Below are 16142 nucleotides of genomic sequence, written 5' to 3'. Positions count from 1 at the left end.
AGTCCCCCGACCCCGCACAAGAGGAAGCGCCGATGAGATCAAGGTTCGCACTGCTGGCCGCCGCGCTCGCGACGGCCCTGGCGACGATGACGGCCGTGGTCACGGCCGCCACCCCGGCGTCGGCCGCGACGCTCACCCAGGTGACCAACTTCGGCACCAACCCGACCAACCTCCAGATGCACCTGTACGTGCCGGACCGGGTCGCGGCCCAGCCAGCCCTCCTGCTCGCCCTGCACTACTGCACCGGCAGCGGCCCGGCCGTGCACTCCGGTTTCGGGCTCAGCACCCTCGCCGACCGATACGGCTTCATCGTGATCTACCCGTCGGTGACCCGCAGCAGCAAGTGTTGGGACGTCTCCTCTCCCCAGGCACTGCGGCGCGACGGCGGCAGTGACCCGATCGGCCTCAAGTCCATGGTCGACTACGTCCGGGGCCGCTACCCGGTCGATTCGAACCGGATCGCCGTGGGTGGTTTCTCCTCCGGGGCCATGATGACGAACGTCATGGTCGGCCTCTACCCGGACCTGTTCAGCGCCGGGTTCAGCTCGTCCGGGGTTCCGTTCGGCTGCTTCGCCACCACCAACGGCGCCGAGTGGAACAGCGAGTGCTCCGGCGGGCGCATCGTCCGGACCCCGCAACAGTGGGGTGATCTGGTGCGCAACGCCTACCCCGGCTACACCGGCAAGCGTCCCCGGGTCCAGATCTGGCACGGCACCACTGACACCACGCTGAGCTACGTCAACTTCGGCGAGCAGGTCAAGCAGTGGACCAACGTCCTGGGCGTGTCCCAGACCCCCAGCTACACCGACTCCCCCCAGGCCAGCGCCACCCGTACCCGGTACGGGGGCACCGGTGGCACGGCGCCCGTCGAGGCCATCAGCTTCCAGGGGTACGGCCACTCCATCCCGTTCGACGCCGCGCAGGCCATCCGGTTCCTCGGCTTCGACACCACAAGCCCCACCACGCCGCCGCCGAATCCGACCACCCCGCCACCGAGTGGCACGGCCGGACCGCTGCGCAACGCCAACGCCGGCCGGTGCCTCGACGTCCCGGCGCGGTCGCAGACCAACGGCACCCAGGTCGCGTTGTGGGACTGCAACGGCGGCACCAACCAGCAGTGGACGCCGACCGCCGCCAAACAACTCCAGGTGTACGGCACGAAGTGTCTGGACGCCGAGCGCCAGGGCACCACGGCGGGCACCCGGGCGATCATCTGGGACTGCACCGGCGGCACCAACCAGCAGTGGAACGTCAACAGCGACGGCACCATCACCGGCGTGCAGTCCGGCCTGTGCCTCGCCCCGAACGCCGCTGGCACCGCCAACAGCACTCCTGTCGTTCTCTCGACCTGTAACGGCGCGAGCAGCCAGCGGTGGACCCGGAGCTGAGTCCGTACCGGCGGCATTCGGCTTGGGTCACGCGTGGCCCGGCTCGGGGTGCCTGATCGGCGCAGACCGGCGTGATCGACTCGGCCTTCATGATCTCGGGGTGTCCTCTGTACCCGGACACCGCGATTTCCGTGAACCCGAGTCGATCACGCCGGCATGCGGGACCCGGCGCACCTCGGCCGACGGCCGACGGCCGACGGCGATGCTCTGCGGGCTGGCTGGGCGAGGCGTCACGAGCCCGAGGTCGCCGGCCGCCGTGGTGGTGCGGCACTGTCGCGGACGATGAGCTCGGTGGCGAGCTCGACCCGGAGGCTCTCGGTCCTCTCCCCGCCGGCGAGACGCAACACGGTCCGTGCGGCAAGCATGCCCATCTCGGCCAGGGGCTGACGCACCGTGGTCAGCGGCGGGGAGCACCACCGGACCTCCGGCAGGTCGTCGAAGCCGACCACGCTGACGTCGTCGGGCACCCGCAGGCCACGTTTGCGGACCGCCTCGTAGACACCAAGTGCCATCTGGTCGCTGGAGGCGAAGATGGCGGTGGGCGGGTCGGGCAGGGCCAGGAGTTGGGTGCCCGCGCTGAATCCGGCCTCGTGGTAGAAGTTGCCGGGGCGGATGAGGCTGTCGTCGAGGGGGATGTCGGCGGCGCCGAGCGCGGCCCGGTAGCCGTCCATCCGAGCCCGACTGCACATCAGGTGCGGTGGGCCGGCGATGAAGCCGATGCGGCGGTGCCCCAGGCTGATCAGGTACTGGTTGGCGCTCAGGCTGCCCGCCCAGTTGGTGGCGCCGATGGTGGGTGACTCCTGCGGGTCGACCCCAGCGGGGTCGATGATGACCACCGGCAGGTGCAGGCGGCGCAGTTCGGCCTGCAACGGCGGGTTCACCATCGAGGTCACGAAGATGATGCCCTCGGTCGAGCGGGTACGCATGTTGTCGAGCCACTGCTTGGCCGAGGAGATGCGCCAGTGGATGGCCGACACGACGGTGCCGACGCCGCTGGTCTGGCCGACGTCCTCCACCCCTCGGATGATCTCCACGGCCCACGGGCTGTCCAGGTCGTTGAAGACCAGGTCGATGAGCGCGGCGTCAGTGCGCCGGGCCGGTGACCGGCGGCGGTAGCCGTGCCGGTTGAGCAGCGCCTCGACGCGTTCCCGGGTGTCCGGAGCTACGTCGGAGCGTCCGTTGATGACCCGGGAGACCGTGGGCACGGAGACACCGGCCAGTCGCGCGATCATCGCGATGGTGACGTTTCGGCCGGTCTCCGCGCCCACGGTCGCTCCTTCGTCTGCCTGGAAGCTTCAGGTCTGCTCGCGGTGGTGCGGTGTCACCCCTTGACGCTGCCGGTCAGGCCGCCGATGAGCTGTCGTTCGGCCACGGCGTAGAAGCCGAGAGCCGGGATCATGGACAGCACGACGTAGGCGAGCACCCGTGCGGTGTCGTCGGCGTACTGGCCCTGGAAGGCCTGGACCCCGACGGGGAGCGTCCACCAGCTCTGGTCGCTGAAGACGACGAGCGGCAGCATGAAGTTGTTCCAGCTGGTCACGATCGCCAGCACCGAGACGGTGGCCAGGGCGGGACGGGCCATCGGCAGCAGCACCCGCCAGAAGAACCCGAAGGAACTGCAACCGTCCAGGACGGCGGCCTCCTCCACCTCGGCCGGGATGGTACGGAAGAACTGGCGCAGGATGATGATGGTGATCGGCAGCCCGAAGGCGGCCTGCGGCAGGATGACGCCGAGCGGGTTGTCCAGCAGACCCATGGCGCGCAGCAGGACGAACAGCGGCAGGATGGCCACCGCGAACGGGAACATCAGACCGATCGCGAAGAGGGTCACCAGGAACTCGCGGCCCCGGAACGCGTAGCGCGCGAAGACGAACGCCGCCATCGCCGCCGCGCCGACGACGATGACGGTGCTGGTGACGGCGATCAGCACACTGTTGCCGAGCTGCCGCCAGAACACGCCGTTGCTCAGGATGTCGAGGTAGTTCGGCACCCAGGGGTCGGGCCAGCCCAGCGGGTTGGTGGACAGTTGACCGTTGTCCTTGAAGCCGCCGAGCACCCCGAACCAGACCGGCACGACGATCAGCGCGCCGACGGCCACGCAGATCAGGTGCAGCACGAGGCTGCGGGTCCGCTGGGCGCTGCTGGTCCTGGCGGTCATCGCTGGCCTCCCTGGTTGGTGATCGCGCCCGCGGTGTCCCGACGCAGCACGACGCGCTGGTAGAACAGGGCGAAGACGAGGCTCAACAGGAACATGACGATGCTGATGGCGCTCGCGTAGCCGACCTCGAAGCGGCGGAAGCCGTACTGGTACATCGTGACCGCCAGCGTCTCCGAGGTGTGGATCGGACCGCCGCCGGTGAGGACCCAGACCATGTCGAACAGTTGGATGGTGCCGATGACGGACAGGAACACACTGATCCGGATCGTCGGGCCGAGCAGGGGCAGGGTGACGTGTCGGAACGCCTGCCAGGCGGTGGCACCGTCGGTGACCGCGGCCTCGGACAGCTCCTTGGGGATCCCCTGCCGGGCCGCCAGGAAGAGCATCATGTAGAGGCCGAAGTACTTCCAGGACACCACCAGGAAGACGGCGAACAGCACGGTGTCCGGGTCGGCGAAGACCGCACCCGCGTCGGCGCCCAGCCACCGGGAGACCCCCTCGCCCAGCCCTCGGTTGGGTGAGAAGACCAGGGTGAACAGGACTGCCGTGGTGACCTCGGACAGCACGTACGGGGCGAAGAAGATCAGCCGGTAGAGGGCCCGGCCGCGAAGCGGCTGGTTGAGGAGCATGGCCAGGGCCAGCGCGGCCGGCAACTGCACGACCAGGGACAGCACCACGAGCACGAGACCGCGCCACAGGTCGCCGCGGAAGGTGGGGTCGCCGAAGGCGCGGGTGTAGTTGTCCAGCCCGATGAAGTTCTCCGGCAGCCCGAAGCCGTTCCACTTGTAGAGGCTGGCGTAGCCAGCCACCACGATGGGGGCGAGGACGAGTAGCACGAACAGCGCCAGGGCAGGCGCCAGGAACAGGGCGAGGACGCCACCCCGGCCCGGCCGGGGCTGGCGGCCGCGCTGACGCGCGGTGCCCGGCCCCGGTGCCGGCGGATCGGTCGCCGTGTCGCCGCGCCTCGTGTCCGACACGGTCGATGGCCTGGTCATGCCTGCTCCACTCGGGTTCTACGGCCGGCTACGGATGGGTGCTGGATCACGATCAGACGGTCTTCGCCACCTGCGTGATGTCCTTGAGGATCGCCGCCGGCGACTTCTTGCCGGCGATGATCTCGGCGACGCTGTCGTTGATCTGCTGCCCGAGTGCGGGCGCGTACGCCTGGTCGAGGTAGAGCTGGAAGCCGGTGTTCTTGGCCAGGGTCTCCGCGACGACCTTGTTGTTGGCGTCGCTGATCGCCGAAGTGGCGTCCTTCACCGTGGGCAGCACCGCTCCGGTCTGCGCGGACCGCTTCTGGTTGTCGACGCTGAGCAGGAACTTCAGGAAGTCGATGGTGGCGGCCGGCGCGTCCTTGCCGACGGCGAAGCCGTTGCCGCCACCGAAGACCTCGGTCGCGGTACCCTTGCCGCCGTCCACGGCCGGGAACGGGAAGAAGCCGAGCTTGTCGCCGAGGCCCTTCTTGCTCGTGGAGCTGGACGCCTCCACGGCCGGTGCCCACTGCCCCATCAGCTCCATGCCCGCGCCGCCGTTGCCCATCGTGGCGGCCTGCCCGTCGGGCGAGCCGAACTCGGCGCCCAGGAACCCCTTCTGGAAGGGTTGCAGGTCGACGAGCTCCTTGAGCCGCTCGCCGGCGGCGGCGAGATCGGGGGTGTCGAAGTTCTTGTCGTCGACGGCCTTCTGCAACGCGCTCACGCCGCCGATGCGCATGGCGAGGTAGGACCAGTAGAAGTGGGCCGGCCACTTGTCCTTGCCAGCCAGGGCGACCGGAGTGATGCCGGCGGCCTTGAGCTTGCGGACGGCGTCGAGCAGGGCGGCCCAGGTGGCGGGAGCCTCGGTGATGCCCGCGCGAGTGAAGAGGTCCTTGTTGTACCAGAACCCGACCATGCCGATGTCGAACGGGATGCCGTAGATCTTGCCGTCGATCGTGTAGGGCTGCATGGCGGCGGGCAGGATGCCGCCGACCAGATCCTTCACGTCGTCGGTGAGGTCCTTGACCAGACCGGCGTCCACCTGCTGCTTGAGCACGCCACCGCCCCAGGACTGGAAGAGGTCCGGCGGGTCGCCGGCCTGGGTGGCGGTGGTGAGCTTGGCCTTGAACGCCTCGTTCTCCAGCGGCTGGATGTCGATGGTGACGTTCGAGTGCGCGGTCTTGTACTCGTTGGCCAGCGCCGCCCAGACCGGGAGCATCGGTTCGGTGTTCTGGATGTGCCACCAGTTGATGGTCTGGGGCGCGTTCGGGTCGCTGGACTTGTCGTCACCGCTACAAGCGCTCAACAAGTATGCGCCGGCGCCGGCACCGGCGAGGCCGAGCAGCGTTCGGCGGGAAAGGTGCACTGTCATGATCCATCCCTTCGGGGACTCACGGGGGTGCTCGGACGCCGGTCGAGCCGGCAGGGGGAACATGGATCTCCGGAACTTTCAATGCTTCGCCGGTATTACCGGTCGATGGCCGGCACGCTACGAGCTGTTGCCGCGACGGTCAAGACCTCTGTCCTATTGCGAAAAGACCGGCTAGCGTAGTCAGGACTTCCAGTGATCCTGGACCGCAAGTTTCCGGAAGTTCCAGACAGTCCCCCAGAGGAGCTCTCGTGTCGACCGACATCGCTGATGTGGTGACCGCTGCCCGGTCGATCCGCAATCCCGTCCTCGCCGGCTTCCATCCGGATCCGTCGATCCTGCGCGTCGACGACGACTACTACCTGGCCACCTCGACCTTCGAGTGGTATCCGGGCGTGCGTGTGCACCATTCGCGTGATCTCGTGAACTGGCGCACGCTGGGTGGGATCATCACCGACCGCCGCCTGCTCGACCTGCGTGGCTGCGGCGACTCCAACGGCGTGTGGGCGCCCGACCTGACGTACCACGACGGCCAGTTCCACCTCGTCTACAGCGACGTGGCCAGCTTCGCCAGCGGCTACTGGGATCCACAGAACTTTCTGGTCACCGCCGAGGACATCGCCGGCCCCTGGTCGGATCCGGTGAAGCTGCACGGGCGCGGGTTCGACGCCGCCCTGTTCCACGACGACGACGGCACCACCTGGCTGCTGAGCATGAGCGCGGACTGGCGACCCGGCCGGGACCGTTTCGGCGGCATCGAGATCCAACAGTACGACCGGGCCGCGCGCCGTCTGGTCGGCCGACCGCGCATCCTGTTCACCGGCACCCCGGTCGGGGTCACCGAGGGTCCGCACCTGTACCGCCACGACGGTTGGTACTGGCTGATCACCGCCGAGGGCGGCACCAGTTGGGAGCACCAGGTCACCGTCGCGCGGTCCCGGGAGCTGTTCGGGCCGTACGAGGTCGAGCCGGACGGCCCGCTGCTCAGCTCCGTCGGCCGGCCCGACCTGCGGTTGCAGAAGGCCGGGCACGGCAGCCTGGTCCGCACCCAGGGCGGCGAGTGGTATTTGGCCCACCTGGTGGGTCGCCCCTACTCACCGCTGGGCAGTTGCGTGCTGGGCCGGGAGACCGCGATCCAGCGGGTCGAGTGGCCGTCGAATGGCTGGCCCCGCATCCCCGGAGGGGTGCCGGCCGACGAGGTCGTCGCACCGGACCTGCCACCGCACCCGTGGCCGGCGGAGCCGGACACCGACCACTTCGACGCCCCCGAGCTGGGTCTCTGCTGGTCGACGCTGCGCCGGCCGGCCACCGACGACTGGATCGACCTGCGGTCCCGGCCGTCGCACCTACGCGTGCACGGCGGGCAGTCACCTGTCGGTCGACAGGCCCCCAGCCTGGTGGCGCGACGCGTCGAGGCGACGCACTGCTCCCTGGAGACCGTTGTGGAGTTCGACCCGGTTGACCACCGTCAGCTCGCCGGGATCACCGCGTACTACAACACCCTCAACTGGCACCACCTCTACCTGACCCGCGCCGACGACGGGCGGACGGTGCTGGAGCTGCTCAGTTCCGACAACGGGCGGCGCACCCCGTACCCCGAGCTGACCGTCGATGCCAGCGGGGTCGCGCGGGTGGGTCTGCGGGCGGTGTTCGACGGGCCGGTGGTGCGCTTCGAGTACGACCTGGGCGCGGGTTGGCAGCGGCTGCCGGCCGACCTGGACGCGACGATCCTGTCCGACGAGCACGCCGCGCTGATCATCGACGGGGAGCCGGCGGCGTGGGGCTTCACCGGGGCGTTCGTCGGCCTGTGGGTGCAGGATCTGGGTGGCGACGGGGTGTACGCCGACTTCGACCGAGCCACCTATCGAGAGCACTGACCATGTGGACGCCACCCGGCGGGTGCCGTCCGGTCACCTCGGCGCGCTCGTCAGCTCGTCCAGGTGTCGGAGTGCCCGCCGCGCGGCGTCCGGACCGGCGGGCAGCAACGGCAGTCGTACGGCGGCCGTCGGGATGCGACCCCGCGCGTGGAGGACCGACTTGATCACCGTCGGGTTGGGCTCGGCGAACAGCGCCGCCGACAGTCCCGCGAGCCGATGGCCGAGCGACCGCCCACTGACGACGTCGTCCGCGTGCCAGTGCGCGACCAACCGGACGAAGTCCGTGGCGGCGACCTGGGCCGAGGCCGCGATGGCGCCGTGCGCGCCGAGGGCGAGCAGCGGGGAGATGAGCGGGTCCTCGCCACCGAGCACGGCGAAGCCGGGGCGGATGTCGGCGAGAAAGTCGACGGTGTCCCCGTCGATCCCTCCGGTGGCGTACTTGGTGCCGATGACGCCGGGCACGCCGGCGAGCTGCCGAAGATCGCTGGCGCGGAGGTGCTGCCCGGTGCGGTACGGGACGTGATAGACGACGAGCGGCACCGGGCTGGCCTGGGCGAGGTGGGTGAAGTAGGCGAGCACTCCGGCGGCGCCGGGCCGCAGGAACGGGGGCACCAGGCAGAGCGCCGCCGTCACCTCCGGTCGGTCGGACAGGGCACGCAACGCCTCGACGCTGTTGGCACCGACCAGCAGATGCGCGCGGCGCGCACGGCAGACCGCGGCCAGGACGTCGAGCACCGCGCCGCGCTCCTCCTCGCTGAGTGCGGCCGGCTCCCCCGTCGTGCCGAGAGCGACCAGGCCGGCCGCGCCGGCGTCCAGTGCTTCTGTCGCGAGGGCCGTCAGCGCGTCGACGGCGACGCGCCCCGCCAGATCGAACGGCGTGATCAGCGGAACGTACAGGCCGGTCAGAGTCATGCCTCCCACTCTCGGCCGAGCAACCAGGAAGGTCTAGTTCCGATTGCTCAACCGATCCGTAAGCTGATCTGATGCTTGACGTCCGTCGGCTGATCCTGCTGCGGGATCTGGCGCGCCTCGGCACCATCGCCGCGGTCGCCCAGGCGCACTCCTACACGCCGTCTGCCGTCTCGCAGCAACTGGCCGCCCTCCAGCGGGAGGCGGGCACCCGGTTGCTGGAGCGCACCGGCCGGCGGGTCGGTCTCACGTCGACCGCCGAGGCGCTCGTACGGCACACCGAGGTCATCCTCGCCGCGTTGGAAGCCGCCGACGCGAGCCTGGCGGCCGCCCGGACCGGTCTGCGGGGAAGCGTACGCATCGGCGCCTTCCCCAGCGCCGTACGCACCCTGCTCCCCGCGGCCCTGGTCAGCCTGGCCCGCGACCATCCGGCGCTCGACCTCATGATCACCGAGCTGGACCCGGTCGGCATGCCGACCGCCCTGCGGAGTCGACGGCTCGACGTCGCGCTGCTGCACGACTACGACATCGCGCCGGTCCCACCCGACCCGGCGCTGGACTCGATCCCGCTGCTGGAGGAGACCGTCTTCCTCGCCGTGCCCCGCAACCCCGAGCACACCGCGGCCGAGCGCACCGCCGCCGAGCGCACCGCCGCCGAGCGCACCGCGGCCGAGCGCACCGCCGCCGAGCGCACCGCCGCCGAGCGCACCGCCGCCGAGCGCACCAGGTCCGACCCGATCAGCGGGGCACGCGACGCGCAGTGGATCGTCGCCAGCCCCGGCACGCTCTGCCACTCGGTGGCGCTGCACGCCTGCCAGATGGCGGGCTTCGCTCCGGCGGTGCGGCACCACGCCGACGACTTCGCCGCCATGCTCGCGCTTGTCGCCGCCGGCCAGGGCGTCGCCCTCATTCCGCAGCTCGCCGTCGCGCAGCCCTCGCCGCAGGTCCGGCTCCTGCCGCTGGCCATGCGCCGCCGCACCCGTGTCGCCTACCGCCGGGGCGCGGGCGGCCACCCCGCGGTCGTCGCGTGCGTCGCCGCACTCCGCAGCGCCACCACCGCCTTCCTCGGTTGATCCCCCGTCTTCCGCGATTGACCGTTGATCGACGCACCACAATTTGTTAATAATGTTTCCTGATGCTCGCGGTGCCCGCCGGGGCCGATCGCCACGCCGGGCACCGACCGGCCGGCGGCACGCCGCCCCTTCCCCGAGGAACACCATGGTGCGCAAGAGAACAGCCGCCTACGTCATGGGCACACTGCTGACCGGCGTCGCCGCGGTCGGCTACGGCCTGCCGTCGGCCAGCGCCGCGACCGCCGGCCCGATCACCGGCCTCGGCGGCAGGTGCGTCGACGTCGCCGGGGCCGATCCGGCGAACGGCACACCGGTGCAGCTCTACGACTGCAACGGCAGCGCGGCCCAGACGTGGACTGTCGGCAACACCGACAACTCGATCCGCGCGCTCGGCAAGTGCCTGGACGTCACCGCCGCGTCGACGGCCAACGGCGCCAAGGTCCAGCTGTACGACTGCAACAACACCGGCGCGCAGAAGTGGACGGCCAGCAACGGCGCCCTGGTCAACACCGCCTCGGGCAAGTGCCTCGACGTGACCGACCGGAGCACCGCCAACGGCGCCCGGTTGCAGATCTGGACCTGCGGGGGCACCACCAACCAACGGTGGACGCTGCCCGGCGGGGGCACACCCAGCCCGACGCCGACCGCCACCGTCCCGGCCGGCACCAACCTCGACGACGCGGCGAAGAAGGACGTCGCCATGCAGCTCGTCTCGGCCGCGGAGAACTCCTCGCTCGACTGGCGTGCGCAGTTCTCCTACATCGAGGACATCGGCGACGGTCGCGGCTACACCGCCGGCATCATCGGTTTCTGCTCCGGCACAGGTGACATGCTCGAACTGGTCGAGACGTACACCCGCACCAAGCCGGGCAACGTGCTGGCCGGGTACCTGCCGGCGCTGCGCGCCGTCAACGGCACCTCCTCGCACGCGGGTCTGGACCCCAACTTCCCCCGCGACTGGCGGGCCGCGGCCACCGACTCGGTGTTCCGCGCCGCGCAGGAGGCCGAGCGGGACCGGGTCTACTTCAACCCATCGGTACGCGACGGCAAGAACGACCAGGTGCGGGCGCTCGGTCAGTTCGCCTACTACGACGCGGCGGTCATGCACGGGTACGAGGGCATGCGCCAGATCCGCAACCGCGCCCTCGCCCGCGCGAAGCCGCCGGCGCAGGGCGGCGACGAGCGGACCTGGCTCAACGCGTTCCTCGACGAGCGGGTCATCGAGATGAAGAAGGAGGAGGCCCACTCGGACACGTCCCGCGTCGACACCGCCCAGCGGGTGTTCCTCAACAACGGCAACTTCGCCCTGAACACGCCGCTGGTGTTCGCCGTCTACGGCGAACAGTTCCGCATCGGCTAACCAGCCAGCACGGCTGGGACGGTGGCGGGTGGCCGGCACACATCGTTGTCCGGGCCCGCCACCGTCGTCGCGCGCTGGCACACTGGCCGCCATGACTGACTGGTTCTCACGGACCGAAGTGGAGACCGACGTCAGCAGGATCTCGGAACCGCACGTCAACGAGCTCCTGTCGGCGAACCTCTGGTGGTTACGCGGCGACGATCGGGACATCGTGGTCGACGCCGGGCTCGGTGTCGTCGCCCTGCGGGAGGCGATCCCGGCCATGTTCGAGCGTGATCCGATGGTCCTGCTCACCCACGCGCACCTGGACCATGTCGGTGGCGCCGCCGAGTTCACGGGCCGGGCCGCCCATCCCGCCGAAGCGGAACTCCTGGCTGCGGGCGTACCGGCGAGCCTGTACGGCGCGGAGCTCTACGACAAACTCGGCATCGACGCGGCGGGACAAGCCGTCCCGAAGCTGATGCTCGACAGGTTGCCCGGCCCCGACTACGACCCGGCCACCTACCGCGTCGAACCCGTCACCCTGCACCGCGTGCTCGACGACGGCGACCGTGTCGACCTGGGCGGGCGGGCACTGACCGTGCTGCACCTTCCCGGCCACACACCGGGCAGCATCGCCCTGTTGGAGGAGGTCAGCGGGGCCCTGTATTCCGGCGACGTCGTCTACGAAGGCTATCTGATCGACGACCTGCCGAACTCCGACGTGGCCGCCTACCGACGAAGCATGGAGTTCCTCGCCGACCTCGACGTGTCCGTCGTGCATCCCGGCCACGGGCCCAGCTTCGACCGGACACGCCTTCGCCAGTTGGCCGAGGCATACCTGCGCAGGAGCGCCTAGGGTCAGGGCCCCTGCTCGTCCTGCGGGATGCGTACGGTGAAGGTGGTGCCCTCGCCCGGCACCGAGCTCACCTCGGCGGTGCGATGGGTCAAATCCACCTGCTCGCCCGGCTGGGCATCGCGGTCGCCGCCGGCGTCCTGATCTCCGCACTGCTGGTGTCGTCACTGCTGGTGCCGACGCTGACGGTGCTCTTGGGCCGCCGGTTCTGGTGGCCCCCGCGCGCGGATCCCCACCCCGCGATGCGCTCCGCGGCGGCCAGCGAGTCCAGGCGACCCGCAGTCACCGAGCAGACGCTCGGCGTGCGCCCAGGCCCACTCGCCGACGCGGCGGCCCAACTCCTGCACAGCGAAGATCATCAACTCTTCGTGGTCGGTGAAGTAGTGCCGGACCGATCCGACCGCCAGCCCCGCCTCGTCGGCCACATTGCGCAGCCGGACCGCCTCCGGGCCGTGGCGCGCGACGACCGCGTGACCCGTCGGGGCATGGCGCTGCGGGTGCCGTTCGCGCCCGAACGCCGATGACGACGGCACCAGCGACGGTCAGGACCAGCGCCTCAGCTCTCGACCCAGCCGTGCGATCTGGCGTGGTCGACCAGAGCCTGCCGGATCGAGGAGACCTGGGCCGCGGTCAGCGTCGGCACCCGCCCGATCAGCAACTCGGTCACCTCGTAGGTGAACTCGCGCGGCGACAGGACGTCACACATCCCGTCGTCGTCACCGGTCTGGCCGGTGCGCGTCGGCGCGGCGTCCGGAACCCGTTCCGGGCGGAGGACCCCGACCGGATCGACGACCCGCAGGGACGCCACCTTCAGACCACGGTCGCCGGCCTCCACCTCGTACTCGACACGCATGCCGGGATGCACGAGATGCCGCAGCTCACCGAAGTCGTTGGCGTGGACGAAAATGTCCTCCCCGCCCTTCGACGGCGCGATGAAGCCGTAACCACGCGTCTCGTCGAACCTGATGATCTTACCTGCCGCCCACACAGACACCACCCACTCCACCAACTCAACACTGTCCACACACTGCCCGCCAACGGTAGCGGATTCCGCTGCCCGATGCGGCGACGGCCAGTCCACCGGCAGCGGGGCGATCGGCAGCGGCACCGGCACCGGCACCGGCACCACACCGACTGGACCGTGCGCCTGGCAGGCGACGGCCACCCCGAATTCATCCCACCCGCCTGGCTCGACCCCAACCAGATCCCCCGCCGCAACCACTACCACCGACGAACATAGGCACGACCAGCCGAGAGCCGCCGCTCCGGTCGTGGTGCGAAGCACACCCGAAGGTCAGCGCAGCTCCCGAGCCGCACTGTTCGGCTTGGCCACGGTCGAGAAAGGCTCGGTGTCGTCCAAGCCGTCCGGCGACGGCGCGTACACGGAGGACCCTTGGTGGTCTGCCGAGACGGATGCCCCGCATGGTGTGTTCGGCCAGATCCGCGCCGAGCTGTAACGCCCAGCGCGGTGACTTGACCTCAAGCTCGGGTGAGGTCCTAGCCTCCAATATCGGAGGTAGGGCATGAGCATGGAATTTACCGCGTGGACGTCTCTGCACCACGCGATGAACGCGCAGGAGAAACGACAGCTGTCCCGTGTCACCCTGAGGCGCATCGTGGGGTTCGCACGGCCGCACCGGGCCCTGATCATCAGGTTCCTGCTGTTGGCTGTGGTGACGGGGGTCCTCACGGTGGCGGCACCGGTCCTCGCCGGGCGGGTGGTGGAGGCGATCGTCGACGGCGCCGACAGCGGCCTCGTGATCCGGTTGGCGGTGCTGATCGCCGTGATCGCCCTGGCCGAAGCCGGCCTGGGGCTGGTGACGCGGTTCCTGTCCGCCAGCATCGGTGAGGGGCTCATCGTCCAACTACGGACGGCCGTCTTCGACCACGTCCAACGCATGCCTGTGGCGTTCTTCACCCGGACGCGTACCGGTGCGCTGGTCAGCCGCCTGAACAACGACGTGATCGGCGCGCAGCGGGCCTTCAGCGACACCCTGTCCGGGGTTGTCGGCAACACTGTCACCCTGGCGCTGACGCTGGCGGTGATGCTCAGCTTCTCGTGGCAGATCACGGTGCTGGTGCTCGTGCTGCTACCCATCTTCGTCCTCCCGGCGCGTCGGATGGGTTCGAAACTCGCCCAGTTGCAGCGTGAGGCGGCCGAGCACAACGCGGCAATGAGCACCCGGATGACCGAACGTTTCTCCGCGCCCGGCGCGACCCTGGTCAAGCTGTACGGGCGGCCGGCCGAGGAGTCGGCCGAGTTCGCGGCACGGGCGCGTCGAGTGCGGGACATCGGCATCCGTGCCGCAATGCTCCAGTGGGTCTTCATCACCGCGCTCACCGTCGTCGGCTCGCTGGCGCTGGCCCTGGTCTACGGGCTGGGTGGTCTCTACGCCCTGCGGGGCAGCCTCGACGCCGGGACGGTGGTCGCCCTCGCTCTGCTGCTGTCGCGCCTCTACGCGCCGTTGACCTCGCTGGCCAGCGCCCGGGTGGAGGTGATGAGCGCGCTGGTGAGCTTCGAGCGGGTGTTCGAGGTCCTCGACCTCAAGCCGCTGATCCGTGACCGGCCCGACGCGCGTTCGCTTCCTGACGGGCCGGTCGCTGTGGAGTTCGACAGGGTGCGCTTCGGCTATCCCTCGGCGGACAAGGTGTCACTCGCCTCCTTGGAGGACGTGGTGAAACTCGATGCCCGCGGCGGCGAGGAGGTGCTGCACGGGGTGTCGTTCCGCGCCGAGGCGGGGCAGATGGTCGCCCTCGTCGGCTCCTCCGGGGCGGGCAAGTCGACGATCGCACAACTCGTCCCCCGCCTGTACGACGTCGAGGACGGCGCGGTGACGCTCGCCGACGTCGACGTACGCGACCTGTCGGCCGAGTCGATCCGGACGGCGCTGGGCGTGGTCACCCAGGACGGGCATCTCTTCCACGAGAGCATCCGCGCCAACCTGGCGTTCGCTCAGCCGGACGCCACAGAGGACCAGATGTGGGAGGTGCTCCGGCGGGCCCGCCTGGACGACCTGATCCGCTCACTTCCCGATGGGCTCGACACGGTCGTCGGTGAACGCGGCTACCGGCTGTCGGGCGGGGAACGGCAACGGCTCACCATCGCGCGGCTGCTGCTGGCCCGTCCGCGCGTGGTCATCCTCGACGAGGCCACCGCGCATCTCGACTCCACCTCCGAGGCCGCGGTTCAGGAGGCCCTCGCCGAGGCCCTGACCGGCCGGACGAGTGTGGTCATCGCGCACCGGCTCTCCACCATCCGTGCGGCTGACCAGATCCTCGTCGTCGAAGACGGCCGGATCGTCGAGCGTGGGCGACACGGCGACCTGCTCGCCGCCGGTGGCCGGTATCAGGAGTTGTACCGCACCCAGTTCGCCCAGGACCAGCCGACGGTCCAGGAGCAACGCGTCGCCAGCTGAGGCCGCCTCGCCGGGCGCCCGATCCACGACGCGGACCGCCGCCCGCCCTGGGGGATCCCCGAGGGCGGGCGGCGGCAGCGGACGGTCAGTCGCTGTCGTTGTCGTCCTTGTCGTCGTCGTCGGCGGCGTCGTTGTCATCGGCGTCGTTGTCGTCGCCGTCGACCGGCTCCTGTTCGGCCTTGACCACCGAGCCGTTGTCCCGGTCGACGTCCACCTCGTGCTCGGTGTCACCCGCGACGATCTCGACGCTCCACACCGGCCGGCCGTTCTCCTGCTCGGCCTCGACCTCGACGATCTGGCCGCTTCCGGCCTTGGCGAGCGCGATCTCGCCAGCCCGCTTCTCGTCGACAGCGCTGCCCGCCGGAGCGGTGCCGGTGGACGGCGTACCGCCCGACGGCGTACCCGATCCGGTGCCGGCCGACGGCGTACCGCTGCTTGTCGCCGGAGCGGCGCTGCCCTCCGGCGCGGCCGTGGCCGTCGGCGCGACGGTGGCCGCGGCGAGTGCCGTGCCGCTCATGCGCCTGTCGTTCGCCGCGTCGACGCCGAGCGCGACCCCGGCCACCGCCAGCACCGCCGACCCGCCGACCGTCGCCAGAAGCAGGTTGGTGCGCTTCATCGTGGTGTCCACCTTTCCTCGGATGTCAACTAGGGCCTGTGTCGACTCTGAGGATCCGCTGAACGGGGATAGCAGCGCGCTGTCCGAATGCTAAGGCCGGGTTAAGCCGGCGGTGGTGTCGACGGTGCGGCCGAGCCCTCGACCCGGGCTGGTCGGATCAGCGCGGCGGG

General features: G+C 70.2%; 14 protein-coding genes and 1 pseudogene. 7 read left to right on the top strand and 8 right to left on the bottom strand.

Features of this window, described 5'->3' with window-relative positions; genetic code table 11:
- Positions 1 to 86 precede the first annotated feature (86 nt).
- Entirely contained in the window at positions 87 to 1388 is a 1302-nt protein-coding gene (locus AB0A95_RS20610; RefSeq protein ID WP_357557384.1) for a PHB depolymerase family esterase, read from the top strand.
- 230 nt (positions 1389 to 1618) lie between these two features.
- Here AB0A95_RS20610 and AB0A95_RS20605 read toward each other — a convergent pair whose 3' ends face one another.
- From AB0A95_RS20605 to AB0A95_RS20590, 4 genes are read right to left on the bottom strand one after another with little or no spacing between them, the layout of a single operon-like run.
- Positions 1619 to 2656 (bottom strand): LacI family DNA-binding transcriptional regulator, encoded by a 1038-nt coding sequence (locus AB0A95_RS20605; protein ID WP_357557367.1) that lies wholly within the window; start codon positions 2654 to 2656, stop codon positions 1619 to 1621.
- A gap of 53 nt (positions 2657 to 2709) precedes the next feature.
- On the bottom strand, positions 2710 to 3546 hold the full coding sequence (locus tag AB0A95_RS20600) for a carbohydrate ABC transporter permease (protein WP_357557366.1): 837 nt from the start codon (positions 3544 to 3546) through the stop codon (positions 2710 to 2712).
- Positions 3543 to 4541 (bottom strand): sugar ABC transporter permease, encoded by a 999-nt coding sequence (locus AB0A95_RS20595; protein WP_357557365.1) that lies wholly within the window; start codon positions 4539 to 4541, stop codon positions 3543 to 3545. Before AB0A95_RS20595 ends, AB0A95_RS20600 begins: the two co-directional genes overlap by 4 nt.
- 52 nt (positions 4542 to 4593) lie before the next feature.
- Positions 4594 to 5889: an extracellular solute-binding protein gene (locus AB0A95_RS20590; RefSeq protein WP_357557364.1), complete on the bottom strand. Its 1296-nt coding sequence runs from the start codon at positions 5887 to 5889 to the stop codon at positions 4594 to 4596.
- Positions 5890 to 6137: 248 nt separating this feature from the next.
- Between AB0A95_RS20590 and AB0A95_RS20585 the strand changes: the two genes are divergently transcribed.
- Positions 6138 to 7763, top strand: coding sequence for a glycoside hydrolase family 43 protein (locus AB0A95_RS20585; protein ID WP_357557363.1), 1626 nt, complete (start codon positions 6138 to 6140; stop codon positions 7761 to 7763).
- Between the two features lie 33 nt (positions 7764 to 7796).
- Here the strand turns inward: AB0A95_RS20585 and AB0A95_RS20580 are convergent, their stop codons facing one another.
- Positions 7797 to 8675, bottom strand: a complete 879-nt coding sequence (locus tag AB0A95_RS20580; RefSeq protein ID WP_357557362.1) for a dihydrodipicolinate synthase family protein — start codon at positions 8673 to 8675, stop codon at positions 7797 to 7799.
- A 71-nt stretch (positions 8676 to 8746) separates the two neighbouring features.
- On the opposite strand from AB0A95_RS20580, the gene AB0A95_RS20575 reads away from it, so the two are divergent.
- From AB0A95_RS20575 to AB0A95_RS20560, 4 genes and pseudogenes are all read left to right on the top strand, one after another.
- Complete coding sequence (locus AB0A95_RS20575) at positions 8747 to 9745, top strand: LysR family transcriptional regulator (protein ID WP_357557361.1); 999 nt, start codon at positions 8747 to 8749, stop codon at positions 9743 to 9745.
- A gap of 145 nt (positions 9746 to 9890) precedes the next feature.
- Positions 9891 to 11105: a chitosanase gene (locus AB0A95_RS20570; RefSeq protein ID WP_357557360.1), complete on the top strand. Its 1215-nt coding sequence runs from the start codon at positions 9891 to 9893 to the stop codon at positions 11103 to 11105.
- A 91-nt stretch (positions 11106 to 11196) separates the two neighbouring features.
- Entirely contained in the window at positions 11197 to 11943 is a 747-nt protein-coding gene (locus tag AB0A95_RS20565; protein ID WP_357557359.1) for an MBL fold metallo-hydrolase, read from the top strand.
- A gap of 83 nt (positions 11944 to 12026) precedes the next feature.
- A pseudogene (locus AB0A95_RS20560) lies at positions 12027 to 12158 on the top strand (MMPL family transporter); the annotation flags it as partial.
- Here the strand turns inward: AB0A95_RS20560 and AB0A95_RS20555 are convergent.
- Together AB0A95_RS20555 and AB0A95_RS20550 are read right to left on the bottom strand one after the other, a co-directional pair.
- Positions 12105 to 12365, bottom strand: coding sequence for a hypothetical protein (locus tag AB0A95_RS20555; protein ID WP_357557383.1), 261 nt, complete (start codon positions 12363 to 12365; stop codon positions 12105 to 12107). The pseudogene AB0A95_RS20560 and the gene AB0A95_RS20555 sit on opposite strands and share 54 nt — an antisense overlap.
- A gap of 131 nt (positions 12366 to 12496) precedes the next feature.
- Positions 12497 to 12928, bottom strand: a complete 432-nt coding sequence (locus tag AB0A95_RS20550) for a cold shock domain-containing protein (protein ID WP_357557382.1) — start codon at positions 12926 to 12928, stop codon at positions 12497 to 12499.
- Positions 12929 to 13463: 535 nt separating this feature from the next.
- Here AB0A95_RS20550 and AB0A95_RS20545 point away from each other — a divergent pair.
- Positions 13464 to 15356, top strand: coding sequence for an ABC transporter ATP-binding protein (locus AB0A95_RS20545; RefSeq protein ID WP_357557358.1), 1893 nt, complete (start codon positions 13464 to 13466; stop codon positions 15354 to 15356).
- A gap of 85 nt (positions 15357 to 15441) precedes the next feature.
- Here AB0A95_RS20545 and AB0A95_RS20540 read toward each other — a convergent pair whose 3' ends face one another.
- Positions 15442 to 15972 (bottom strand): PepSY domain-containing protein, encoded by a 531-nt coding sequence (locus AB0A95_RS20540; protein WP_357557357.1) that lies wholly within the window; start codon positions 15970 to 15972, stop codon positions 15442 to 15444.
- Positions 15973 to 16142: the final 170 nt, after the last annotated feature.

Origin of the sequence: Micromonospora sp. NPDC049230 (genome assembly GCF_040647875.1) — a bacterium.
GTDB lineage: Bacteria > Actinomycetota > Actinomycetes > Mycobacteriales > Micromonosporaceae > Micromonospora.
Note: the sequence above shows the minus strand (reverse complement) of the source record. Positions and strands in the feature narration are given on the sequence as shown.